Source organism: Coleofasciculus chthonoplastes PCC 7420 (assembly GCF_000155555.1).
Taxonomy (GTDB): Bacteria; Cyanobacteriota; Cyanobacteriia; order Cyanobacteriales; family Coleofasciculaceae; genus Coleofasciculus; species Coleofasciculus chthonoplastes_A.
The window spans coordinates 320118-345761 of record NZ_DS989845.1; the positions used below are offsets into that span (position 1 = coordinate 320118).

The window sequence follows — 25644 nt, forward strand, 5'->3', positions numbered from 1 at the left end:
ATAATTCTTTTATGTCTATATTTATTGCCGATAACACCGATTTATAATTACGAATCAGGGAGGGTTTTGTTGCTTATTTATTGGCAGATAGGGGGAATTGTGTTGTTCATTTATCGGTGACAAGTTAAGTTAGTGGCTAAACCCGCCCCTACAATGGATCAGGATCTACACTGCGTAGTAGTGCTGGCAAAATGTCTACCAGAAACAATGAACCGACGCAAGAAACGCTACTCGCTGAGATTTCTAATCCGGAATATTCGTCAATCGCTTTCAGTATTCCGCTATAGTGGACGCGCCTTGAAGTTAGTGTGGACAACCAGTCACAGACTAACGCTGGTGCTAGCAATTTTAACCGTTATCGCGGGATTATTACCTGCTGCGATCGCATACTTGGGCAAGTTGATTGTAGATACCGTGGTATTGGCGTCTCAGTCAGGGTTAGCCGCCCATCGGTGGCTAGCGTTAGGCTATGTCGGATTAGAAGCGATCGCGGTTATGATACTGGCAGGAAGTCAGCGCGGTCAAACGGTTTGCCAGTCGCTATTGCGGGTATTATTAGCGCAACGGGTCAATGTGTTAATTCTAGAAAAAGCCTTAACCTTAGACTTACCCCACTTCGAGGACTCCGAATTTTACGACAAAATGACTCAGGCGCGGCGAGAAGCCTCCAGTCGTCCTCTGGCGCTAGTGACGCGAACGTTTGGACTGGTTCGGGATAGTCTGTCGTTACTCACCTTTGGCGGATTACTGCTGCAATTCTCAACCTGGGCGGTAGCGATATTAATCATCGCCGCCATTCCTCCCTTTATCGCCGAAACGCGCTTTGCTGGTGTCGCCTTTCGCTTATTCCGGTGGCGTTCCCCAGAAACCCGCCAGCAGCATTACTTGGAAACCTTAATTGCCAGAGAAGATTACGCCAAGGAAATTCAGCTATACCAGCTTGGCGCAACCATGCTACAACGCTACAGCGACACCTTCAGACGCCTTTACCGGGAAGATAGAGATTTGACCGTTCGTCGAGGATTTTGGGGTTACTTGTTAGGGTTGCTGAGTACGCTGACATTTTATGGGGCGTATGCGTGGATTGTTATCGAAACCATCTTTGGTCGGATTTCCTTGGGCGATATGACCATGTATTTAACCGTATTTCGCCAAGGACAATCTACCTTTTCCGCCATACTCACCTCTGTTGGCGGTATGTATGAAGATAACCTCTATATTTCCAACCTCTACGAATTTCTGGAACAAGAGGTTCCCCAATCTCAGGGAACAGCAACTCAGGGAATAAAACCGGGGGATGGGATTCGGTTTGAGACTGTATTTTTTACCTATCCTGGAAGTCAAACCCCGGCACTAAAAGGGATTGAATTACACCTGAAACCGGGAGAAAAGTTAGCAATTGTCGGCGAAAATGGGTCAGGAAAGACAACGTTGATTAAACTATTAACTCGTCTCTATACGCCGGATTCGGGGCGCATTTTGTTAGATGGGGTAGATTTACAGGAATGGAAACTTGATACCCTACGCCGTCGGATTGGGGTAATATTCCAGAACTTTGTCCGCTATCAATTTACCGTAGGCGAGAATGTTGGCGTCGGGGATGTAGACTATTTGCAAGATAAAACTCGCTGGGAAAATGCAGCAGAGAAAGGCATGGCGAAGTCGTTTATTGAGTCAATGCCAGACGGATTTAGCACCCAGTTAGGGCGATGGTTTAAGGGGGGACAGGAACTCTCTGGAGGTCAATGGCAGAAAATAGCCCTATCTCGTGCTTTTATGCGAACAGGTGCAGATATTTTAGTCTTAGATGAACCCACAGCCGCTATGGATGCAGAAGCGGAGGTACGAGTCTTTGACCATTTCCGCACGATTACCCAGAATCAAATGGTGGTGTTGATTTCTCATCGCTTCTCCACAGTACGAATGGCAGATAAAATTGTGGTGATGGCGGGGGGAGAAATCATTGAACAGGGAACTCATGAGGAATTAGTGGAACTTGGTGGACGTTATGCGCGGTTATTTGCGCTACAGGCGGCGGGATATCAATAGTTAATTTATCGGTGGGGAGGGCGGGTGCAAGTTGTGCATTTATTGGTGACACTTTCAATTTAATCCCTAAACCCGCCCCTACAAATGATTGATGGCGAATAAATTTATATCATGTCCTGATGATTTTCTAGAATTACAAGGCTATAAAAATAAAGGTTTCAATCATTTTTAGCAAGAATATTTTACCCGAAATAATATAACCTATTGTAGGGGCGACCTGCTGCATAAATCAACAATACTCATCCTTTCAATTTTATCGGGTCGCCCTTTACCAAATTAGGTTGGGTTGTCCTATCCTGAACCCGGACAGATTTTGTTGTTCATTTATCGGTGGGGAGGGCGGGTGCAAGTTGTTCATTGATTGGTGAGGCATTCAATGTTAATCCCTAAACCCGCCCCTACAAATGATTGATGACGAATAAATCGATATCATGTTCTGATGATTTTCTATAATTACAAGGCTATAAAAATAAAGGTTAAAATTATTTTTATTAATAATATTTTATCAGAAATAATATAACCTATTGTAGGGGCGAATTGCTGCCTAAATCAACAATACTCATCCTCTCAATTTTATCGGGTCGCCCTTTACTAAATTAGGTTGGGTTGTCTTATCCTGAATCCGGACAGGTTTTATTGTTCATTTATCGGTAGGGAGGGCGGGTTTTGTTGTTCATTGATTGGTGAGGCATTCAATTTAATCCCTAAACCCGCCCCTACAAATGATTGATGGCGAATAAATTTATATCATGTCCTGATGCTTGCCTAGAATCACAAACCTATAAAAATAAAGGTTTCAATCATTTTTATTAATAATATTTTACCCGAAATAATATAACCTATTGTAGGGGCGACCCGCTGCATAAATCAACAATACCCATCCTTTCAATTTTATCGGGTCGCCCTTTACCAAATTAGGTTGGGTTGTCCTATCCTGAATCCGGACAGGTTTTATTGTTCATTTATCGGTGGGGAGGGCGGGTGCAAGTTGTGCATTTATTGGTGACGCATTCAATTTAATCTCTAAACCCGCCCCTACAAATGATTGATGGCGAATAAATTTATATCATGTCCTGATGATTTTCTAGAATTACAAACCTATAAAAATAAAGGTTTCAATCATTTTTATTAATAATATTTAACCTGAAATAATATAACCTATTGTAGGGGCGACCCGCTGCATAAATCAACAATACTCATCCTTTCAATTTTATCGGGTCGCCCTTTACCAAATTAGGTTGAGTTGTCCTAAGCTGTTCGGCATTTAAACCGTAATGTCAATAATGGCGCAATCCTTGTAGTGCGAGCATCTTGCTCGCTACTAATACCTAATTCAAATGCATAACAGTTCATTTATCGGTGGGGAGGGCGGGTTTTGTTGTTCATTGATTGATGAGGCATTCAATGTTAATCCCTAAACCCGCCCCTACAAATGATTGATGACGAATAAATCGATATCATGTTCTGATGATTTTCTAGAATTACAAGGCTATAAAAATAAAGGTTTCAATCATTTTTAGCAAGAATATTTTACCCGAAATAATATAACCTATTGTAGGGGCGACCCGCTGCCTAAATCAACAATACCCATCCTCTCAATTTTATCGGGTCGCCCTTTACCAAATTAGGTTGGGTTGTCCTATCCTGAACCCGGACAGGTTTCGTTGTTCATTTATCGGTAGGGAGGGCGGGTTTTGTTGTTCATTGATTGGTGAGGCATTCAATGTTAATCCCTAAACCCGCCCCTACAAATGATTGATGACGAATAAATCGATATCATGTTCTGATGATTTTCTAGAATTACAAGGCTATAAAAATAAAGGTTTCAATCATTTTTAGCAAGAATATTTTACCCGAAATAATATAACCTATTGTAGGGGCGACCCGCTGCATAAATCAACAACACCCATCCTCTCAATTTTATCGGGTCGCCCTTTACCAAATTAGGTTGGGTTGTCCTATCCTGAACCCGGACAGGTTTTGTTGTTCATTTATCGGTAGGGAGGGCGGGTGCAAGTTGTGCATTTATTGGTGAGGCATTCAATGTTAATCCCTAAACCCGCCCCTACAAATGATCGATGACGAATAAATTAATATTATATTCTGATTATTTTCTAGAATAAACAGGCTATAAAAATAAAGGTTTCAATCATTTTTATTAAGAATATTTTACCCGAAATAATATAACCTATTGTAGGGGCGACCCGCTGCATAAATCAACAATACCCATCCTTTCAATTTTATCGGGTCGCCCTTTACCAAATTAGGTTGGGTTGTCTTATCTTGAACCCGGACAGGTTTTATTGTTCATTTATCGGTGGGGAGGGCGGGTTTTGTTGTTCATTGATTGATGAGGCATTCAATGTTAATCCCTAAACCCGCCCCTACAAATGATTGATGACGAATAAATTTATATCATGTCCTGATGATTTTCTAGAATTACAAACCTATAAAAATAAAGGTTTCAATCATTGTTATTAATAATATTTTACCCGAAATAATATAACCTATTGTAGGGGCGACCCGCTGCCTAAATCAACAATACCCATCCTCTCAATTTTATCGGGTCGCCCTTTACCAAATTAGGTTGGGTTGTCCTATCCTGAATCAGGACAGGTTTCGTTGTTCATTTATCGGTAGGGAGGGCGGGTTTTGTTGTTCATTGATTGGTGAGGCATTCAATGTTAATCCCTAAACCCGCCCCTACAAATGATCGATGACGAATAAATTAATATTATATTCTGATTATTTTCTAGAATAAACAGGCTATAAAAATAAAGGTTTCAATCATTTTTATTAATAATATTTTACCCGAAATAATATAACCTATTGTAGGGGCGACCCGCTGCATAAATCAACAATACTCATCCTTTCAATTTTATCGGGTCGCCCTTTACCAAATTAGGTTGAGTTGTCCTAAGCTGTTCGGCATTTAAACCGTAATGTCAATAATGGCGCAATCCTTGTAGTGCGAGCATCTTGCTCGCTACTAATACCTAATTCAAATGCATAACAGTGGGGAGGGCGGGTTTTGTTGTTCATTGATTGGTGACGCATTCAATTTAATCTCTAAACCCGCCCCTACAAATGATTGATGACGAATAAATTTATATCATGTCCTGATGATTTTCTAGAATTACAAGCCTATAAAAATAAATGTTTAAATCATTTTTATTAAGAATATTTTACCCGAAATCATATAACCTATTGTAGGGGCGAATTGCTGCATAAATCAACAACACCCATCCTCTCAATTTTATCGGGTCGCCCTTTACCAAATTAGGTTGGGTTGTCCTATCCTGAACCCGGACAGGTTTCGTTGTTCATTTATCGGTAGGGAGGGCGGGTTTTGTTGTTCATTGATTGGTGACGCATTCAATTTAATCCCTAAACCCGCCCCTACAAATGATTGATGACGAATAAATTTATATCATGTCCTGATGATTTTCTAGAATTACAAACCTATAAAAATAAAGGTTTCAATCATTTTTATTAATAATATTTAACCTGAAATAATATAACCTATTGTAGGGGCGACCCGCTGCATAAATCAACAATACTCATCCTCTCAATTTTATCGGGTCGCCCTTTACCAAATTAGGTTGGGTTGTCCTATCCTGAACCCGGACAGGTTTCGTTGTTCATTTATCGGTAGGGAGGGCGGGTGCAAGTTGTTCATTGATTGGTGACGCATTCAATTTAATCCCTAAACCCGCCCCTACAAATGATTGATGGCGAATAAATTTATATCATGTCCTGATGATTTTCTAGAATTACAAACCTATAAAAATAAAGGTTTCAATCATTTTTATTAAGAATATTTTACCCGAAATAATATAACCTATTGTAGGGGCGACCCGCTGCATAAATCAACAACACCCATCCTCTCAATTTTATCGGGTCGCCCTTTACCAAATTGGGGTGGGTTGTCCTATCCTGAACCCGGACAGGTTTCGTTGTTCATTTATCGGTAGGGAGGGCGGGTTTTGTTGTTCATTGATTGGTGACGCATTCAATTTAATCCCTAAACCCGCCCCTACAAATGATTGATGACGAATAAATTTATATCATGTCCTGATGATTTTCTAGAATTACAAGCCTATAAAAATAAAGGTTAAAATCATTTTTATTAATAATATTTTACCCAAAATAATATAATCTATTGTAGGGGCGACCCGCTGCATAAATCAATAACAGTGGGGAGGGCGGGTTTTGTTGTTCATTGATTGATGAGGCATTCAATGTTAATCCCTAAACCCGCCCCTACAAATGATTGATGGCGAATAAATCGATATCATGTTCTGATGATTTTCTAGAATTACAAGGCTATAAAAATAAAGGTTTCAATCATTTTTAGTGGGGAGGGCGGGTTTTGTTGTTCATTGATTGGTGAGGCATTCAATGTTAATCCCTAAACCCGCCCCTACAAATGATCGATGACGAATAAATTTATATTATATTCTGATTATTTTCTAGAATAAACAGGCTATAAAAATAAAGGTTAAAATCATTTTTATTAAGAATATTTTACCCGAAATAATATAACCTATTGTAGGGGCGACCCGCTGCATAAATCAACAACCCCCATCCTATCAATTTTATCGGGTCGCCCTTTGTTTAAACCCAATTCAGGTTAATCGAACAGGTGCAAGGAAATAAACCTATTCCAATGTTTGTAGTCGTCGCTTTAGCGACGCACCCGTTTAATGATTTTGTGTGAACTGCTTTAACTTCTTCTGGGCGAACTTCCGCACCTTCTCATCGGTATCATTTTCTGCCCTATCGTGCAATAAAGTTAGCGTTTTGGGATGGTTAGGATACAACTTGATGATTCTCTCAAGTGCAATTTGCCGAGGATTGTCTTCCCAGTCGTTCTCACGTTTAAAGGGGTCATTGATAGCGCAATTGTACAATAATTCAAATAACCACGGTTCATCCTTCCATCCTCTGGCTAATTCCCGTATCGCCGCACATTGGACACCCCCATTATCATCAGATTGAATCAGTTGTTTGAGCAGGGGTAAAGTATCTGGATCTTGTTTCCAAGTTATGGCTATTGCAGTAACTGCCTTTCCAGAAACTTCCCAAGATATTATGTTTCTCCTATAGGAATACTCAATTTTCACATAATCCTGTAGTTTTTTTAGACAGTCCATTAGTCTTTTGTCAGTCGCCTCAATCTCGCGACGATTCTTCACCTCCTCCAAACACTGCGCCGCCAAGAAAACATTCATAAACTTCTCATCTTCCCCCTCCTGATTCATCAAATACTCAATAATCTCCCCCGCAAACCTTGACTCCTCAATCATCCCCACAATCAACCGCAAAACCTCATGCCAAGACTCATCCCGCCAATGCTTGCCAAAAACCTCTGTTTTCAACCCCTCCAGTGATAACCGCTGCGTCTCCTTAAACTGCCAAATAAACTCCCCGGCACAGAAATATTCCAAAAACGTCCGATGCACAAACCCATAATAATCCGCCCCCAAATAACAGAGAATAAAATTACGTTCGCGTAATTGACGAATTAGTACCCGCGCCACTAACCGCGCCTGATTCACATCTATCGTTCTCAAATACTCGGTTAAAATCTGTTCTAAATCTTCCCTCCGAATCAAATTCCCCGCCAATCCCTGATCCGTAGCTTGCATAAAATACGCCACCCGGCGCAACATCGCCTGCTTATCCTTATAATCAATCGTCTTCGGATCAAGGCGGGAATCCTCAATTAACGCCCGTTCCACATCCCATTGATGCAGTAAAACTCGCGACGCTTGATGATACAATTCAGGTCTATCTCTAGGTAACTCCTGATTCCGATTTAAAATTGCCATCATCGTCAGCAATAGCGGATTTCCGGCTAATTCCCGAACTGCTTTTGACGTGTCAATTGCCCGTTGTAATCGTTCCCGCTTCCAAGTCTTATCCACCTCATCGGTAAAGGTTAATTCATGCCAACGATAGATAAAATCCTGAATCTGTTTCTCATCCAACTCTTGCAACAGGAAATGGTGAAACTCCCCATCCCGTAATCGCTGCGGCTTATAGCCAATCACGCGAGAGGTGACAATCACCTGCACATCTGGATACTCATTAGTGAAGCGATGAATATCCGTAATCACATCCTCCCGTTTCCCCGGATCAAATACCTCATCCAAGCCATCAAACAGCATCAAAACATTCCCCGCCTTTAACTGTTCCTGGAGTTGATGCTGATTCAGATGACAAATCGCCCCACTACTTTGATGCAAAAACTCTAAGAAATTCTGGCATTGTCCTAAATCCCGATTCCGCATATAGGTGCGTAATTCAATTAAGATGGGAATCGCTAGGGAAATGGCATTCTGTAGCGGCGATTGGGCATAGATTAATGCCAAATACTGTAATAACGTAGACTTCCCCGAACCCGGATCACCTAAAATCACCAGATAGGGATAATTTTGTTTATCATTAATAACATCCAAAACCGACTGTATCGGCGCTTCTGAATAGACCCGTTGATAGCGGTCTAATTCCCCGAACTGAAACTCTGAATCTAACTGATCCTTTTCCCGCGATCGCTGCTGATGTTCCTTGGGCAATTCATACACTTGCGGCAAAACTTCATGGACTTTTCGCACGTTTTGTGCTATAAATATTCGCCATAACTTCAAGGCATTATAGGCACAGCCCGTCGTATCCAAACTATCTAAGCGCAGATTCCCATACGCTTCCCGTAACCCCTCCTGATAGCGGCGCAAATCGAACTCTGGTATAATCCCCGCAGACTCCTGAGTATAGCGTGCGATCGCCTCCAACTTCTGCGAATCCAGAATCTCCCGCAACTCAGGCGATTCCCGGATTAACGCCTTGACTTTTCTGAGATACCGCTTCCCCACCTGTTCCCAATCAAAGTCTTCAGGGAGCGATCGCAGGTTAAGCTGATACCATAGATTCCCCAACCCCTGCGTATCCAAACTCGAACACTCATCCTGAAACCCACTCCCCAAAATCCCCTTCACCGAGGAATTGTGGATAAACTTGGTTAACGCCGGAGAATACTCTTCCACCTCCACCTGTGACACCTCAGCATCTTCTAACTCCTGCTGTACCAACTCCAGAAACTCTTTCAAGGCTTTCCCGACAACCGTGTTTAGCGTATTGTCCTCAAAACGCCCGGAAAAATCCCGAATACAATCCTTAAGAAAATCTTTCGTGTAATCTTCCAGCGTTCCCTTCGCCAGAGGCATCAACACATCCCGAAACACAAAGCCAGTAACGGAATAGACACCCCAAGCCGCGAACCAATCCAGCATGACTCTCGCATTCGTCTCTATTTTGTATCGAGTATAACTGTAGAATCACAGTCTTGATTAATCACCGTCTGCCCTCTGCCCTCGATCCTCCTGTTTTCACTGTATGTTTAATATTACACTTGTAAGACAGTAACGCCACAGTTTATCCTTTAAGGATAAAAAAATCAGCATAAATTGATTCGCTTTCTTATGCAGCGATTTTATTCAGGAAAGTCAGAACTTTCACTGAAGGGAACCTTCTGATTATTCAAAAAATTCAGAAAGTTCAGTTTTATGCTAGCGTGGTCATCAGAGGTATGAATTGGAATGCCAGATGGCAGATGCAGAGGTCATAAGACTGATCGAATTAGCCGAGTATTGGATTGCCCAGAAGACAGGAAACGTACTTAACGACGCCCAAAAGACTATCCTGAGTCAAGCCTTAGCAGGCAAAAAACTCAAAACAATTCAAGTCATGGGCTATAGCCAAAATACTGTCCAGCGCGATTTAGCGCCGAAGTTATGGAAACAGTTGTCTGAAGTCACCGGAAAACGAGTCACGATTAAAACGTTACGTTTAATCCTCGCAGGATTGCCAGACGCAGATACCGAGAACTCCGAGACTCTGACTCCTCCACCACCTCCCCCAGTCAGTAAAACCACCTTCCCCTCTCCCATTTGGGAACTACCCGGAGGGCAACTTGATTTAGCCTCACCCTGCTATGTCGAACGTCCAGCCGATGAATCTCGCGCCTATGAAGAAATTAGTAAGCCGGGAAGTTTGATTCGGATCAAAGCGCCGCGACAAATGGGCAAAACATCCCTAATGGTACGATTACTGTATCACGCCGAACGACAAGGATGTCAGTCTGTCGCCTTAAACTTTGAGTTAGCTGAACGGGAAGTCTTTGCGGATTTAAATCAATTCCTGCAATGGTTTTGTGCTACTGTTACCGATGATTTACACCTACCGATTCAGTTAGAAAACCGTTGGAGTAAGTTTTTGGGCAGTAAAAAAAACTGTACCAATTATTTTGAAAAATATCTATTACCTACCCTGAGAAGTCCCCTAGCATTAGGACTCGATGCCGTTGACCGCATCTTTCATTACGAACAGGTCGCCGATGACTTTTTTGGCTTACTTCGGGCTTGGCATGAAAAGGCAAAACAACATGAAATTTGGAAAAATTTTCGCCTAATTATTGTCCATGGCACAGAAGTTTATATTCCCCTAAGTAACGACCAATCCCCCTTTAATGTCGGATTACCGATTGAATTATCCGAATTTGACGCCCATCAGGTGGAAGACTTAGCCCTGCGCTATGGATTAGACTTCACCTGGAATGATGTCAAACAACTGATGGCAATGGTTGGTGGACATCCCCATTTAATCCGATTAGCCTTGTATAAAATTGCCCGTCAGGATATTACCTTAAACCGACTCCTAGAAGACGCCCCCACCGAAACCGGAATCTATGCGGATCATTTGCGCTTACATCGCTGGAATTTAGAGAAACATCCCGACTTAGCCGACGCCCTCACCCAAATCCTGGAAGCCGATCGCCCGGTGCAGCTAAAAGGTGCGATCGCGTTTAAACTCAATAGTATGGGATTAGTCTATCTGGTAGGAAATCAGGTGAGTATTCGTAATGATTTATACCGCCAGTATTTTCGCGATCGCCTAACTCCAGAGAAGCCTCAAAGCCAAGACACCAAAGAACACCGAGGCAGAATTATTCCCCATTCTCTAGGAGATAATGTCCTAGCCGCTATTGTCTTTACCGATATCAAAGACTCCACCCAAAAGCAGCATGAAAACCAACAACCCACCCTAGCCGCCATTCATCGTGATCTCAAACTAATGACCAAATTATGCCACCAATTTGAAGGAGAAGTTCTCAAATCCATGGGCGATGGATTACTCATGTACTTTGTCTCCGCCGTCAAAGCCGTTGACTGTTCCCAAACCATTCAAAAAACCCTCTCACTCGCCGCCAGAGGATTGCCAAATGAGGCGGTATTACAGCATCGAATTGGCATTCACTTAGCTGATGTTTTTTTCAATGGAACCGATGTACAAGGAGATGGCGTCAATATTGCCGCCCGTTTACAATCTCAGGCAAAACCCGGTGGAATTTGTATTTCCTGGATAGTGTATGAAGCGGTCAAAAATCACTTACAATTACACATCAACCATAGTGAACATCGCCTCTTAAGAGGAATTGACGAACCCATGTTATTATATCAAATCAGCGTTGACGGATAGAATAGTTTGGCGGAATTTAGGGGCGGGTTTCACAACTATCCTTTCTGACCCCACCCCGATGTAACTAAACCTGCCCCGACTCAATTGTGAATAATTGGTAACATAAGACGAATGACATAAGACGAATGACATAAGACGAATGACCAACGGTAAAAAATATGTCTAAATGGAAACTGGTAACCGAATTTACATTTGATAGCGCCCATTACATCAGAGACTACGATGGACCCTGTGGTCGGATGCATGGACATACCTATACAGTACGATTAGAAGCAACATCCTCAACCCTTCACGCCTCGGAACACTGTCCCCATCCCGTTATGGTGGCTGATTTCAAAAGCCTACGCTGGGCAAAAAAAGATGTCACCAAAGGCGGGTTAGATCACGGCATTTTGAATGACATATTACCGGATAATTACGAAACCACCGCTGAAATGATTGCCCAATACATTTATGACGAAACAAAAAAGCGTATTCCTGAAGGCGTACAACTTAAAGTGGCTGTCTCAGAAACACCGAATAGCTGGGTAGAATATGAGGAATGATCCGTATAAATAGTAAGGCTACATATCGGCAATTACATAGTTATTTAGACTCCCTATCAAATTTAATTAACTTAAAAATAGTGATATAAACAATGCAAACCCCTAGCTCAACACCACTCAGGCTGTTTCACATCCAGACCTCCACTCTGATTCAGATACCAGAGAAGTTGACGAGAATTCGTATCGGAAAACCGAATCCTAATTGGTCGCCTGATATTGATATTTCAAATCTGCCCAACTCTGAGATTGCATCCTCCTCTCATACTGAAATTCAGATTCAGGGAAATGCTTACTTTATCGAAGACTTGGGAAGCATGAATGGAACGTTTCTCAATCATTCACCCCTGACGCCATTCACACCCTACCAGCTTCATTTGGGAGACAGAATAGACCTGGGCAAAGACGAGCTGTTGACGTTTTTGTTTCAAAAAGCAAAGCGAACATCTGTGGCAGTTAGCCGTTCTCGATTTAGAAATGACAGACAAACATCAGCGCCGAACCCTACGGTGTCGATGTCTGCTCACCAATCCACGAGTCAATCCAACCAGCAAAAGACATCTGGCTTCAATATTCTAGAATTAATTTTTAGCAACCTGAAGTCTATTTTTAACAGTCTTATATCCTTTTTTAGACGAGTAATCAGGGGGCGAATTAGCAGGGGTACTAGGGTTGGAGTCTTGTTAATTACCCTGTTTGCGATCAGTTGGTTCGTTGCTCTGCTATTGCAGGATCTGACCCCTAACGTTCACCTCACTCTGGGCAATCCTAGTAATGCGACTTCCAACCCGAATAATCCTAACAACTACCTGATGGAAAAGCCGCAGTATGCGCTGTCCTATAACAACAGCCAAGGGATTTCCAATTGGGTAAGCTGGCAGTTAAATCAGAGCTGGTTAGGCAGTGTTGAGCGAAGCAACGACTTTCGCCCTGACACCGCGCTGCTGTCCGGATGGTATCAGGTGCGACCAAATGACTACATAGGCAGTGGCTATGACCGGGGACATATAATACCCTCTGGCGATCGCACTCACACTCCAGACGATAACAGTGCTACATTCTTAATGACAAACATCATGCCTCAAGCTCCACAGAATAATCGGGAGGTATGGCGGGAACTGGAAGAGTATTCACGAGAGTTGGTCTATCAGGGTAAGGAACTCTACATCATTGCCGGGGGTGTAGGCTCAAAGGGAACACTTCAGGGTAAGATAACAGTGCCACAGCAGACCTGGAAAGTGATTGCGGTGCTAGATCGTCCAGGTCAAGGCGTTCGTGGAATAACCAGCAACACTCGGCTGATTGCGGTGATGATACCCAATTCGGATAAAGTTGCTGGAATGAACTGGCGAGACTATCGGGTATCGGTTGACAGGGTGGAAGCAGTAACGGGCTATGATTTTCTATCAAATGTCCCTAATTCGATCCAGGATGAGATTGAGAGCCGACTCGACAACGGGTAAGCTACGTCTCTACTACTTTGGTTGAAAGACCTGCCACCGTCCCCTCTGCTGTTTTACCTGCGATGTAGATATCAATTGTGGTACTCCCTAAACGGTAAACCTGAATATCGGTGAGACAATCTGAGAGCGTTTGTTCCAAGGCTTGGTATTGCTTCACCTGTGCCTTTTCCGCTTCATTGTGCCAATCCTCCTCTGTGGTAGCTGGGGCGAAAAACTGATCAAGGGTCTGGACTTCAATGGGTGTATCCGGTGGATAGCCAGCACGTTTTAACACCAGCGCTGAGGTGAGAATGTCTGTATTGTCCCAGGTGAAAATCTCAAATGGGTAATTGGCTTCGCTTATCCAGAGTAAACCCTCTGAACTCTTCTTTAGCTGGTCAATTCCGTTCATATTTCTAGAGGAATTACACTGGCGGTAAAATACCCCGCCGCTTTAACGTTGCTTCGATTTGCCGTAACAGTTCAAAATCATGATCGGGCAAGGGATAATTATCTGGATTCCCGCCATTTTTACTCCCCTTTAAATCCGGTTCTAGGAACCCAAACGCTTGGCAAAACTGTTCCGGATTTGCCGCAATTGCCCCCTCCAAATGACAGGGAATAATCCGTTCAAACTCCCAACTCGCTACCTTATCCACCCAGTTCAGCGTTTCTTTCGGTGCGCGATTCAAAATCAAGGTTTGCAGAATTGGCGCAACAAAGGGACGTCCATTTCCCCGCAAAGCGTCAAAGGATTTTTGCCAACCGGGTTTCCATTTGAAGGGAAATAAACCAAAATAGGCTTGCTTTGACCAATCCGGTGCCTTTCTCGCTTCCCGTAACGTCTGAGTGAAGGGTATTGTGTCCAAGGTGCTGGGGCGGAAGAAAAATGCAAACAGACAGATACGTTGCCATCCCTTGCGGCGAGTCATCTTATTATCGATAACGATATCCAAGGCATGATCTCTGGCATGGAATAATAACGGATAGGGATCAAGTTGCGCGATCGCAGGCGGATTTTCGGGTACACTAACCACAGTATCCGTCACCAGAAGCGTGCGCGATCGCTTGTGCCAAAATCCCACTTCAGCAAAGGGTCCCAATCCCAAATTAACCGGACCCAATACAGCATAATCAAATTCATCAGCAAAAGGCGTTTGGCGACTATCGGCGGGTAAAACATGAGTCCGTTTCCTGGGAAACCCCAGCCAACTCAGGGGCAAATTCACCGGATAACTCCACTGGTGCGGCGTCACAAACACCTGGGCGTTGGGAAACTTGCGGGCAAAAGGACCGACAAACACTTTATGTTCAATCCCCGAAACTGTGGGCAGGATGATATAGTTTACCTCACCATGTTCTGCCACCAATTCCTGAACTAATCGGATACATTCCGGGGTAGGTGCAACAGGCGCATAAACCAACAGCCCTCCAGCATCCAGCTTAATCACCGTCATCCGAATCGGGACAACCACATAGAGAATCCCCTGAATCTGGTCAAACGTCCAAATCCTATCCTTCACCACTTCCACACGGATAGTGCGTCGTTTGCCATAAGGATACAGGGGTACAGGAAACCAAAGCGACCATGACCAGTCTTGAGAGTGGATGCTCGGATGACCCTGGTGTTCCTGCATCTGCGGTTCATTCCTCCTGTATTTTCTGAAGACTCAACCTGTTGGGCGGGAAATTTCCCCTATTATTCTACAACCGGAAGCGCCCCCACCAAAACGCTGTACGTCACGACAGCAAAAAAGTTTTATCGTAATTTCCCGTCTGATGCGGTATCGGGAAAGGCGCAAGCCTTGCGCCCCTACGGTTTCTTTTCCGTAATTCTAATCTATCAATTTAGGTGTGCCACGCCACTACTGGGGTGACACACCTAAAATAGGGTTTTGTTTGTAGTAAGCACGAAGAGTGCTATAACGCTTAGCTGAAGAGGGCTGAAGCCCTCACTACGAACCAATTCTAATCCATCACTTAAGGTGTGCCACGCCACTACTCTTCCGAATCCGGGTCAATGCCCATGGCTCTTAATCGTTCCGCCAATCTTGCCGATTTTTGCTCGGCTTGTTCGGCGCGTTGGTGTTCTTGTTCGGCGCGTTGACGTTCTTGTTCAGCACGTTGGCGTTCTTGTTCAGCACGTTGGCGTTCTTGTTCAGCACGTTGACGTTCTTGTTCAGCACGTTGACGTTCTAATTGGGCGCGTTCTTCACCAATTAACAAAAGATTGCCTTCACTATCCCACCAACGCAGCCAATATTGAGTTTGATTTTGATAAGTCCCGTGCCAAAGTCCCAGTTCTACTCCTAAGGGCGTAATCGGATAGTGACCCCGTTCATTCGGTTGGAGTTTTTGATAAGAAAAATTCAGCCAATTATAAACCTCCATTTTTCTAGTTTTGACCTCAAAAATACCATAGTAGGGAATGCGAATAATCCGTTCATACACCCAGAATTTACCGGGTTTAGTGGTTTCTCCTTCAGCGGAAACCGATAAGGGTGTAGCATCTCGTTCCTCGTCTCCATTGCCACTGGCAAATTCTAAGGCAATCATTGGTGCCATCAATTCCCGCCAGAGAACATAAGAACGGCGGATTTCACCATTCAGTAATGGGGGAACATTGGGAACATAGAACCAATCGGGCGCTTCTGCGCCTTTTTCTGGGGGTTCGGTTTCGCGCCAATAAATCCCGCAGTCTTGCCCAATAGCGTAGTCACCATCGGGATGGAGTTGCTGCAAAACTGAACCAATGGAATCGGTCAAAATTAGGCTTTGAGGATGTTCTTGGAAATTTTTCACAAACGTACCATCAGATTCGGGGAGTTGGGTATGGTCAGGAAAGGCAGGGGGTAAATCAATTTTGGTTTGAGTCATGTCTTAATCACAGGTAACAGAGAATCTACTCAATTTCAGGGTTGGTCTAGCACTTATATTTGAATAGTGTGACACAATGTTTGGGCTTAATCATAGTAGTCAGGTAAGCAAGGGTTATCAATCATCATAAAAGACACCTTGTAGGGGCGACCCGCCGCACCAAATTAACACCGCCCACCGATTAATTTTATCGGGTCGCCCTGCATCAGATATCGGTAATTATTTCAGTTTAGACTAAACGCAAGACTATTAAAGGGCGACCCGAGTCTATTCAGTGGATTGGTGTTGTTAATTGATATAAGCGAATCGCCCCTACACAATCACTCTTAGGTTCTTATCTGTTAGGTGACAGATACTTTTGGTCTTCATGTCTTATGTCAGGGTAAAGTTTAAATAACTTTGTATGGCTGATAAGTGTAGTATTTCGGGCGTGAATCTAGCCGGATATGCAACCAATACACCCCTAACCCGGAGGTGCTTACCCAGGTGGGACGCGGATTCAGCCGTTGTTCTAACGCTGACCCCACATTTTGCCACAAGGCGTGCTGCTGATGTTCGGGTGCGTCACGCATAAACGCCGCCAGATGGCAGTATGGAGACATAGAAGCTTGGGGACAAGGCACAACCAGCAACGCATCCTTTCCCAGATTGGGAAATGTCACAATTGACTTGTTTTCTCCGGCGGCGGAAAAATGGCGAGCAAAATCACTGGGATCAGCTTGTACATTTGCCAGGGATGGACTATTGACGAGAACAAACTCGAATACCTGGTTTACTGTCGCGTCGGTGATAGGCGGAGTTTCCCAGAAAAAGGCGGAAAATGGAGCATCGGCGAGTAGGGAAATGAAGAATGCCCGAAAATCCGGGTTATGCTGCCATAGCTGGATGATTTCTGAGTAGAGAATTGGGTTATTATTAGACAGCAGAGAAATCTTCTGAATCCGACCCGCGTTGAGTGATTCGATGGATGATTGCCACATTGAGAGATTCGGTATTTTGCTTGATGATTAGATAAGTCGCTTACTTACTCAGTATAACTGTTTGATTTGATTTAAAAGAAGTTAAATTAATGGATGAGTTTTGGATTTTGATCCATGAAGGTAAACGTGCAAGTTGATATAATTTTTTAACGCAGAGGGACGCAGAGGTTGGCGCAGAGGGACGCAGAGGGATTGGAAGTATGGGAAAAAAGATTTTATAGAATTACAAATGACGAATGACGAAGGACAAATGACTAATGACTAATGTTAAACAGCGGGTTCAAGAACTGCGAAACCTTTTGCAACAAGCGAGTTATGCTTATTATGTCCGCGATAATCCCATGATGGAGGATGCTGTCTATGACCAACTCTATCGGGAACTGCAAGATTTAGAAAGCCAGTATCCGGAGTTAGTGACGCCGGATAGTCCGACGCAGCGCGTGGGCGAGAAACCTGCATCAGAATTTTCCTCGGTTCGCCATAATATCCCCCTTTATAGTTTAGAGAATGCGTTTAATTTAGAGGAGTTGGCGAAGTGGCAAGAACGATGGCAACGTTATGCACCAGATGTCAAGAATGTAGAATATGTCTGTGAACTGAAGATCGATGGTTCCGCGATCGCACTCACGTACAAAGACGGTGTATTAGTGCGGGGAGTTACACGGGGCGATGGTGTCACGGGGGAAGATATTACCCAGAATATTCGCACGATTCGCTCGATTCCTTTACGGTTAAGTACGGAAACACCGCCGCCAATTGTAGAAGTGCGAGGCGAGGCATTTTTGCCCTTGGATGTGTTTGAAGGGATTAATCGGGAACGAGAAGCCGCTGGGGAAGCGTTATTCGCGAATCCTCGGAATGCGGCGGCGGGTACGTTGCGACAATTAGATCCAAAAATTGTCGATCGCAGACAGTTGGATTTCTTTGCCTATACCTTACATCTTCCCGGATCAGAGGAACAGGAAACCGTACCCACTCTCAAGTCTCAATGGGAGGCGTTGGAATTCCTGCGGGATTTGGGATTCCGGGTGAATCCAAATCGGAAACGTTGCGCGTCTCTGGCAGAGGTGGAGGAGTATTATCAATATTGGGATAGTCAACGGCGTGATTTACCCTACATGACGGATGGGGTGGTAGTGAAGCTGAATTCGTTTTCGCTGCAAGAACAGTTAGGTTTTACCCAAAAATTTCCCCGATGGGCGATCGCACTCAAGTATCCCGCCGAAGAATCTCCCACACTGGTGCAAAATGTTACAGTTCAGGTGGGACGAACGGGTGCCTTAACCCCAGTCGCCGAACTCAAACCCGTACAGCTAGCCGGGACAACGGTTTCACGGGCGACGTTACATAACCGCGATCGCATCGAGGAGTTAAATCTGCATCTCGGTGATACCGTGATCGTTCGCAAAGCTGGGGAAATTATCCCTGAAGTCGTGCGCGTACTTCCCGAATTGCGTCCACCGGAGGCTAAACCCGTACAAATGCCTACTGATTGTCCGGTGTGCCATCAACCCGTCGTGCGTCCCCCAGGGGAGGCGGTAACGCGCTGTATTAATGCCTCTTGTCCCGCCATTGTCAAAGGTTCTCTCAACCATTGGGCAAGTCGTGGTGCATTGGATATCAACGGGTTAGGAGAAAAGCTGGTGAATCAGCTAGTCGATTCGGGTTTAGTCCATTCCGTTGCTGATCTTTATCAACTTACTTTAGATCAATTAACTAATTTAGAACGGATGGGTGAAAAATCCGCTCAGAAATTAATTAATCAGATTGAACAATCCAATACTCAACCCTGGTCACGAGTTCTCTATGGTTTAGGGATTCGCTATGTGGGTACTGTGAATGCTCAAATTTTAGCGCAACAGTTTCCTAGTGTAGACCAATTAGCCGCAGCCCGTGTTACTGATATTGAAAGCGTCTATGGAATTGGATCGGAAATTGCCCAATCGGTTAATGATTGGTTTCGAGTTCCCAGTAATCAGACTTTAATTAATCGACTGCGAGAAGCAAATTTGCAACTGGCTGGTGAACCAAAAGTAGCGTCTGCGGAGGCAAAATCTCAACCGTTGCAGGGAAAAACCTTTGTGATTACCGGAACATTACCCACACTGAAGCGAGATGATGCAAAAAAATTAATTCAAAACGCTGGCGGGAAAGTAACCAGTTCAGTTAGTTCTAAAACGGATTATGTATTGGTTGGTGAAGATGCCGGATCTAAATTAGAAAAAGCCCAAGAATTAGGGATTAATCAGATCAGTGAATCTGACCTTTTACAATGGTTAAATGAATAGGTAATAAGTTAATTGTAGGGGCGGGTTTAGGGACAATTGTAGGGGCGGGTTTAGGGACAATTGTAGGGGCGGGTTTAGGGAATCTGTAGGGGCGGGTTTAGGGACAATTGTAGGGGCGGGTTTAGGGAATCTGTAGGGGCGGGTTTAGGGAATCTGTAGGGGCGGGTTTAGGGAATCAATTCAGCTAGTCACCGATAACGGAACAACAAAACCCGCCCTCCCCACCGATAACGGAACAACAAAACCCGCCCTCCCCACCGATAACGGAACAACAAAACCCGCCCTCCCCACTGAATCCACACCACCTCTTACCCTCCTGCCTCCTGCCTTCTACCGTAATAACCGAACCGCACCAGAATTAGCACTCACGTAGCAAGAGTGCTAAATTTGCTAATGGAGTAACGAGCAAGTATTGGGAACCCTATGGCAAAAATCGTTTCGTTTAACGAAGAATCACGGCGAGCCTTAGAACGGGGAGTCAATGCTCTGGCAGATGCAGTCCGGATTACCCTTGGACCCAAAGGGCGGAATGTGCTGCTAGAGAAGTCCTTTGGCGCTCCCCAGATTGTTAATGATGGTATCACCGTCGCCCAAGATATTGAACTAGAAGACCCCTTAGAGAATACGGGGGCGCGACTGATTCGAGAAGTCGCATCCAAGACTAAAGAAATTGCTGGAGATGGTACTACAACCGCTACCGTTCTGGCACAGGAGATGATTCGACAAGGACTCAAAAACGTTGCGGCTGGTGCTAATCCAGTGGCGGTACGTCGAGGGATTGAGAAAACCATAAATCATCTGGTTAAAGAAATTGAGTCAATGGCTCAACCCGTCGTTGGCGATGCGATCGCACAAGTCGCCACTGTCTCCGCCGGAAACGACGAGGAAGTCGGGCAAATGATTGCCCAGGCGATGGACAAGGTAACCAAGGATGGAGTAATTACCGTAGAAGAGTCAAAATCGCTTTCCACCGAACTGGAAGTTGTGGAAGGGATGCAAATTGACCGGGGTTACCTCTCCCCCTACTTTGTCAGCGATCAGGAACGGATGACCGTGGAATTTGAAGATTCCTATATCCTGATTACTGATAAAAAAATTAATAACATCCAAGAATTAGTTTCCATCCTGGAAAAAGTTGCCCGTGCCAGCAAACCCCTACTGATTATTGCTGAAGATGTAGAAGGGGAAGCCTTAGCCACCTTGGTGGTAAACAAAGCACGGGGAGTTCTCAACGTCGCCGCCGTCAAAGCGCCAGGATTTGGCGATCGCCGCAAGCAGATGCTGCAAGATATTGCGGTTCTGACTGGGGGTCAGCTAATTTCCGAAGAAATCGGTCTCAGCTTAGATAGCGCTTCTACTGAGATGATGGGAACGGCACGGAAAATCACAATTGACAAAGACTCAACCACGATTGTCGCCAGTGGTGAAACCAAGCCAGAAGTGGAGAAGCGCATTGCCCAAATCCGCAAACAGCTTGAGGAAACCGATTCTGACTACGATAAAGAGAAACTGCAAGAGCGGATTGCTAAACTTGCTGGTGGTGTAGCGGTAATTAAAGTCGGTGCAGCCACAGAAACGGAACTCAAAGATCGCAAGCTGCGGATTGAAGATGCCCTGAATGCCACCAAAGCCGCGATCGATGAAGGGATTGTTCCTGGCGGTGCAACCACGCTGATTCGCTTAATTTCCAAAGTTGATGGCATCAAAGCTAACCTGGATGCTGAAGAGCAAATCGGTGCGGATATTGTTGCCAAAACCTTAGAAGCCCCGCTGCGTCAGATGGCGGATAATGCTGGGGTTGAAGGTGCGGTGATTGTCGAGAAAGTACGAGAGAGCCAAGGCAATATCGGTTACAATGCCGCGACAGGTAAGCTGGAAGACTTAATTGCTGCTGGTATTCTCGATCCCGCTAAGGTTGTGCGTTCAGCACTTCAGAATGCAGGTTCCATTGCCGGGATGGTTCTAACCACCGAAGCCCTGGTTGTCGAGAAACCTGAGCCGAAATCCGCTGCGCCTGACATGGGCGGCATGGGCGGCATGGGCGGCATGGGTGGCATGGGCGGCATGGGTGGCATGGGCGGCATGGGCATGATGTAGTCCTCACCTATCTGCTATAGTTCATGACCGAAGCAGCTTGTCTAGTTAGACAGGCTGCTTTTTTGGCTATAAGGCAGAAAGTCATTCGTCCTTCGTCATACTCGCTTCGCAAGTAGAGACGCGCCATGGCGCGTCTCTACATAATAAATGATGTGTCCTAACAGCCATGGCGGTTGCTATACAATGCTGTTTTCTTTTGTCCGACTACTTAATAACTGGCGAATATGAGGATAATTGAGATATAGTCCGAAAGTCAAACCCTTGCAACAGGATGAGGCGTGGGTGATGTTCCCAATCCTTCGACAACTGATTAAACGCCAAATTAGCCGCATTTACGTTTTCCTGGCTGTCTTAACCTTCTGTGTCACAACCCTGACTCACCTCCTGGCTACTCAAGCGACTCTTCCCCCAACCGCACAACCTTCGATTTCGCCGCAAACTCTCGTGCAACAGGGGAAAACCCACTACGACGCCGGACAGTACACAGACGCCATTAATCTGTTACAACAAGCTGCCGATGCTTTCCAATCACAGGGAGATAGATTACGGCAAGCCATGACATTGACCAATTTAGCCTTAGCCTATCAACAATTAGGACAGTGGCAAGATGCCCAGGATACGATTACCACTAGCTTACAACTTCTCGACAATGCCCAAACCCCTGACACCTGGACATTACAAGGGGCGGCGTTTAATGTTCAAGGACAATTGTATTTGGCACAAGGAAATCTAGAAGCCGCCCTAGATAGTTTTACCACGGCGGTCAATAGCTATACTCAAACCGAGGATGAAGTCGGTTTGCTGCACAGTCAAATTAATCAAGCTCAAGCCTTACAATTGGCAGGGATGTATCGCCGCGCCCTAGATAGTTTGCAACAAATTGAACCTCGATTACAACAACAACCCGATTCGGCGCTAAAGGCGATTGGTTTGAGACGGTTAGGAAATGTACTGCGCTTAGTCGGGACAATGGATGATGCCAAAAAACGATTAACCCAAAGTTTACAAGTGGCGCAAGTGATTCAATCTCCCGAACAGATTAGTGCTGCCTTTCTGGGATTAGGAAATACGGCGCGATCGCAAGGACAAATCGAAGCCGCGCTCAATTATTATCAACAAGCCGCTGATCCGGTTTCAGGTGACTCCTCAACTCGGATTCAAGCGCAACTCAATCAACTCAGTCTCATCGTTGCAACACCAAGCCTCTCTGCTGATCCAGCATTTATTCAATCGTTGCAAAATCAAATTAGTCAACTCCCGGCGTCTCGTACTGCAATAGAAGCACGAATTAATTTAGCGGGTTCGCTGATGACACTTCAATCTCAGGATTATGCTAAAACCTCAGATATTGCCCAGTCTTTGGCGGTAGCCGTGGAACAAGCGAAACAGCTTGAAGACAACCGCAGTCAATCTCTCGCTTTGGGGCAATTAGGGGCGATTTATGAACAAACGCAACAATGGAAAGAAGCGCAAGCCTTAACCGAACAAGCGTTAGTAATTGCCCAGTCGATTAACGCCCCCGATATTGCCTATAATTGGCAGTGGCAATTAGGACGACTGCTGAAAGCACAGGGAAAACGAGACGGTGCGATCGCGGCGTATAATGCAGCAGTAAATAGCCTAGAATCCTTACGTCGGGATTTGGTGAGTATTAATTCTCAGGTGCAATTCTCGTTTCGCGATCGCGTAGAACCAATTTATCGGGAATTGGTGCGGTTATTATTATCCTCACCCACCGATAATCCGGATCAAAACGATTTAGCCCAAGCCCGCGATGTGATCGAATCGCTGCAACAAGCCGAATTAGTCAATTTCTTCCGGGAAGATTGCTTAAATGCGAACCGGATTGTGATTGACGAAGTGGATCAAAATGCGGCGGTAATTTACCCAATTGTATTAGGCGATCGCTTGGATGTGGTAGTATCCTTACCCGATGCGCCCCTGCGTCATTTCGGGACAAGATTGCAAGGGAAAGACTCCAATCTATTTAGCCAACTGCGAACCGCAATTTCTCCCCTAAGTGTAGAACCCAATCGCGGACAGCTAATTACTATCCCTGAATCCTTGCAAAACATTTTTCGGGCGCAAATTGTGTTGATGGGGGGAAATCCTAGGGCGACATCTGAGGAATACTTACCCCTAGCCCAACAGCTTTATGATTGGTTAATTCGCCCGATTGAGTCAGACTTAGCCGCCAGTGGTACTAAAACCCTCGTTTTTGTCTTGGATAGCCCCCTGCTAAATCTACCCATGGCGGTTCTGCATGATGGGAACCAATTTCTGATTGAAAAGTATGCGATCGCCTATACGCCGGGACTGCAACTTTTAGACCCCAAACCCTTGACAAGAGGTGACATTTCTGCATTCACAGGCGGACTTTCCGAATCGCGCCAAGGTTTACCTGCCTTACCCTTTGTGGAAACCGAATTGCAGCAAATCAAAGCTCAAGTTTCCGGTCAACTGCTACTGAATCAAGACTTTACCACAACCGCCATTGAACAGGCAATTGATTCCGTACCCTTTCCTGTGGTTCACCTCGCTACCCATGGTCAGTTTAGTTCAAAACTGGAAGATACCTTTATTCTCACCTGGGATAATCGCCTCAACATCAATCAACTTAACACATTATTACAAACCCGAGCCGGAGGCGATCGCCAACCCATTGAATTATTGGTACTCAGTGCTTGCCAAACTGCAACAGGAGATAAACGGGCGGCGTTAGGATTAGCAGGTGTAGCGGTAAGGGCGGGGGCGCGTAGTACCTTGGCGACGTTATGGTTTGTTAATGATGCGGCTACGGCTGATTTAATGATTCGTTTTTATCAAGAATTAACCGACAAAACGTTGACGAAAGCCGAAGCCCTGCGCCGCGTTCAAGTTTCTTTATTAAAGGAAAAAAAGTATCAGAATCCGGTATACTGGGCACCGTTTGTATTAGTGGGTAATTGGTTATAGTTGTCATTTGTCATTTGTCATTCGTCATTTGGTTTCCCCCATGAAACAAAAGCGAAGCATCCGCTGGCTTCCCCCATGGAACAAAAAGCGAAGCAACATCTGGTTTCCCCCTTTTTAAGGGGGACGGGAGGGGGATCTAATCGGGAAGAGGGAGATCTTAAAGGTGGGCTAGGGGAGATCAGTCTTATCCAAGCAGTATTGGCGTAACTTCTATGTCTAAAATTGAAGCATCCACTCTTGAAGAAGCCAGAACAAATTGGTGTATCTACGCTCAACGGATAATAGAAAACTATCATCGCGATGCGATTAATTCAAACAATTTCGTCAATACTATCTATACCCGTTTGGACAAGTTTCTGGAAAGTAAGCCAACGGTGGAAAATGGCAAAATCTACACCAGCACGTATTTTCCTTCAGTAAATGAAGTTAACGCTGATTACGAACAGATTTGGTGCAAAATTAATACCGCTCATCGCATTGATGCTGCTATAGGGTTTCGCTCTCTAGGGGAACATCAATCTAACTCAAAAATGAACGAACTGGCGTTAAACTGGGCATACAATTATGTTGATGATCATATCAAAAATGCCTATCAAGCTGCCGATATCACTATAGATTATCGGGAAAGCCAAAAGTTAACCGGATTGGACTGGTCTCGTGCCGAACTTGTTTGGCAAAAGATTAACAATAAATCCTATAGTTTAGAGACTCCTTATTTGAGGACAGGAAACTTATTGCTCGAGGCGTTGAGCTATAAACATTACTGTAAAATTTTATCTCCGAAAGGAGCGGTTGATTTTATCGAAGAAATCAGTAAAATGTAATCAGCAGCAAAAAAATATTTTTCCTAATCAGCCATTGGAGTTAACGATGA

At 44.6% G+C, this 25644-nt stretch carries 14 protein-coding genes and 1 pseudogene; 10 read left to right on the forward strand and 5 right to left on the reverse strand.

The genetic code is table 11. From position 1 onward, the window contains the following. Positions 1 to 207: 207 nt before the first annotated feature. Complete coding sequence (locus MC7420_RS08855; protein ID WP_044205920.1) at positions 208 to 2049, forward strand: ABC transporter ATP-binding protein; 1842 nt, start codon at positions 208 to 210, stop codon at positions 2047 to 2049. A 4703-nt stretch (positions 2050 to 6752) separates the two neighbouring features. Here the strand turns inward: MC7420_RS08855 and MC7420_RS08860 are convergent. Then, positions 6753 to 9344 carry an NACHT domain-containing protein gene (locus MC7420_RS08860; RefSeq protein ID WP_006099788.1) on the reverse strand — a complete coding sequence of 864 codons (2592 nt, stop codon included), beginning with the start codon at positions 9342 to 9344 and terminating at the stop codon, positions 6753 to 6755. Positions 9345 to 9657: 313 nt separating this feature from the next. Between MC7420_RS08860 and MC7420_RS08865 the strand changes: the two genes are divergently transcribed. From MC7420_RS08865 to MC7420_RS43780, 4 genes and pseudogenes are all read left to right on the forward strand, one after another. Continuing rightward, on the forward strand, positions 9658 to 11589 hold the full coding sequence (locus MC7420_RS08865; protein ID WP_006099903.1) for an AAA-like domain-containing protein: 1932 nt from the start codon (positions 9658 to 9660) through the stop codon (positions 11587 to 11589). A gap of 158 nt (positions 11590 to 11747) precedes the next feature. After that, a complete protein-coding gene (locus tag MC7420_RS08870) occupies positions 11748 to 12134 on the forward strand; it encodes a 6-pyruvoyl trahydropterin synthase family protein (RefSeq protein ID WP_006099748.1) in 387 nt (128 codons plus the stop codon). Between the two features lie 92 nt (positions 12135 to 12226). Next, positions 12227 to 12520, forward strand: a pseudogene (locus tag MC7420_RS43775) (FHA domain-containing protein); the annotation flags it as partial. A gap of 297 nt (positions 12521 to 12817) precedes the next feature. Further along, entirely contained in the window at positions 12818 to 13594 is a 777-nt protein-coding gene (locus tag MC7420_RS43780; RefSeq protein WP_315897222.1) for a DNA/RNA non-specific endonuclease, read from the forward strand. A 1-nt stretch (position 13595) separates the two neighbouring features. Here MC7420_RS43780 and MC7420_RS08880 read toward each other — a convergent pair whose 3' ends face one another. Continuing rightward, positions 13596 to 13985, reverse strand: coding sequence for a nuclease A inhibitor family protein (locus tag MC7420_RS08880; protein WP_006099918.1), 390 nt, complete (start codon positions 13983 to 13985; stop codon positions 13596 to 13598). A gap of 13 nt (positions 13986 to 13998) precedes the next feature. After that, the gene (locus tag MC7420_RS08885; protein WP_006099888.1) at positions 13999 to 15210 is read right to left on the reverse strand and encodes a DUF4336 domain-containing protein; all 1212 of its coding nucleotides are present in this window, start codon (positions 15208 to 15210) and stop codon (positions 13999 to 14001) included. Here MC7420_RS08885 and MC7420_RS39395 point away from each other — a divergent pair. After that, positions 15190 to 15450, forward strand: coding sequence for a hypothetical protein (locus MC7420_RS39395; protein WP_157453091.1), 261 nt, complete (start codon positions 15190 to 15192; stop codon positions 15448 to 15450). The two genes, MC7420_RS08885 and MC7420_RS39395, sit on opposite strands and share 21 nt — an antisense overlap. A gap of 121 nt (positions 15451 to 15571) precedes the next feature. Here the strand turns inward: MC7420_RS39395 and MC7420_RS08890 are convergent, their stop codons facing one another. Further along, positions 15572 to 16450 (reverse strand): Uma2 family endonuclease, encoded by an 879-nt coding sequence (locus MC7420_RS08890; protein WP_006099897.1) that lies wholly within the window; start codon positions 16448 to 16450, stop codon positions 15572 to 15574. A 389-nt stretch (positions 16451 to 16839) separates the two neighbouring features. Beyond that, positions 16840 to 17430, reverse strand: coding sequence for a DUF6940 family protein (locus MC7420_RS08895; protein ID WP_006099925.1), 591 nt, complete (start codon positions 17428 to 17430; stop codon positions 16840 to 16842). A gap of 257 nt (positions 17431 to 17687) precedes the next feature. On the opposite strand from MC7420_RS08895, the gene ligA reads away from it, so the two are divergent. From ligA to MC7420_RS08915, 4 genes are all read left to right on the forward strand, one after another. Then, positions 17688 to 19718 carry an NAD-dependent DNA ligase LigA gene (ligA, locus tag MC7420_RS08900; protein WP_006099986.1) on the forward strand — a complete coding sequence of 677 codons (2031 nt, stop codon included), beginning with the start codon at positions 17688 to 17690 and terminating at the stop codon, positions 19716 to 19718. Positions 19719 to 20141: 423 nt separating this feature from the next. Further along, positions 20142 to 21815, forward strand: a complete 1674-nt coding sequence (gene groL / locus MC7420_RS08905) for a chaperonin GroEL (protein ID WP_006099811.1) — start codon at positions 20142 to 20144, stop codon at positions 21813 to 21815. 234 nt (positions 21816 to 22049) lie between these two features. After that, on the forward strand, positions 22050 to 24770 hold the full coding sequence (locus MC7420_RS08910) for a CHAT domain-containing protein (RefSeq protein ID WP_006099687.1): 2721 nt from the start codon (positions 22050 to 22052) through the stop codon (positions 24768 to 24770). 212 nt (positions 24771 to 24982) lie between these two features. After that, a complete protein-coding gene (locus tag MC7420_RS08915) occupies positions 24983 to 25594 on the forward strand; it encodes a hypothetical protein (RefSeq protein WP_006099608.1) in 612 nt (203 codons plus the stop codon). Positions 25595 to 25644: the final 50 nt, after the last annotated feature.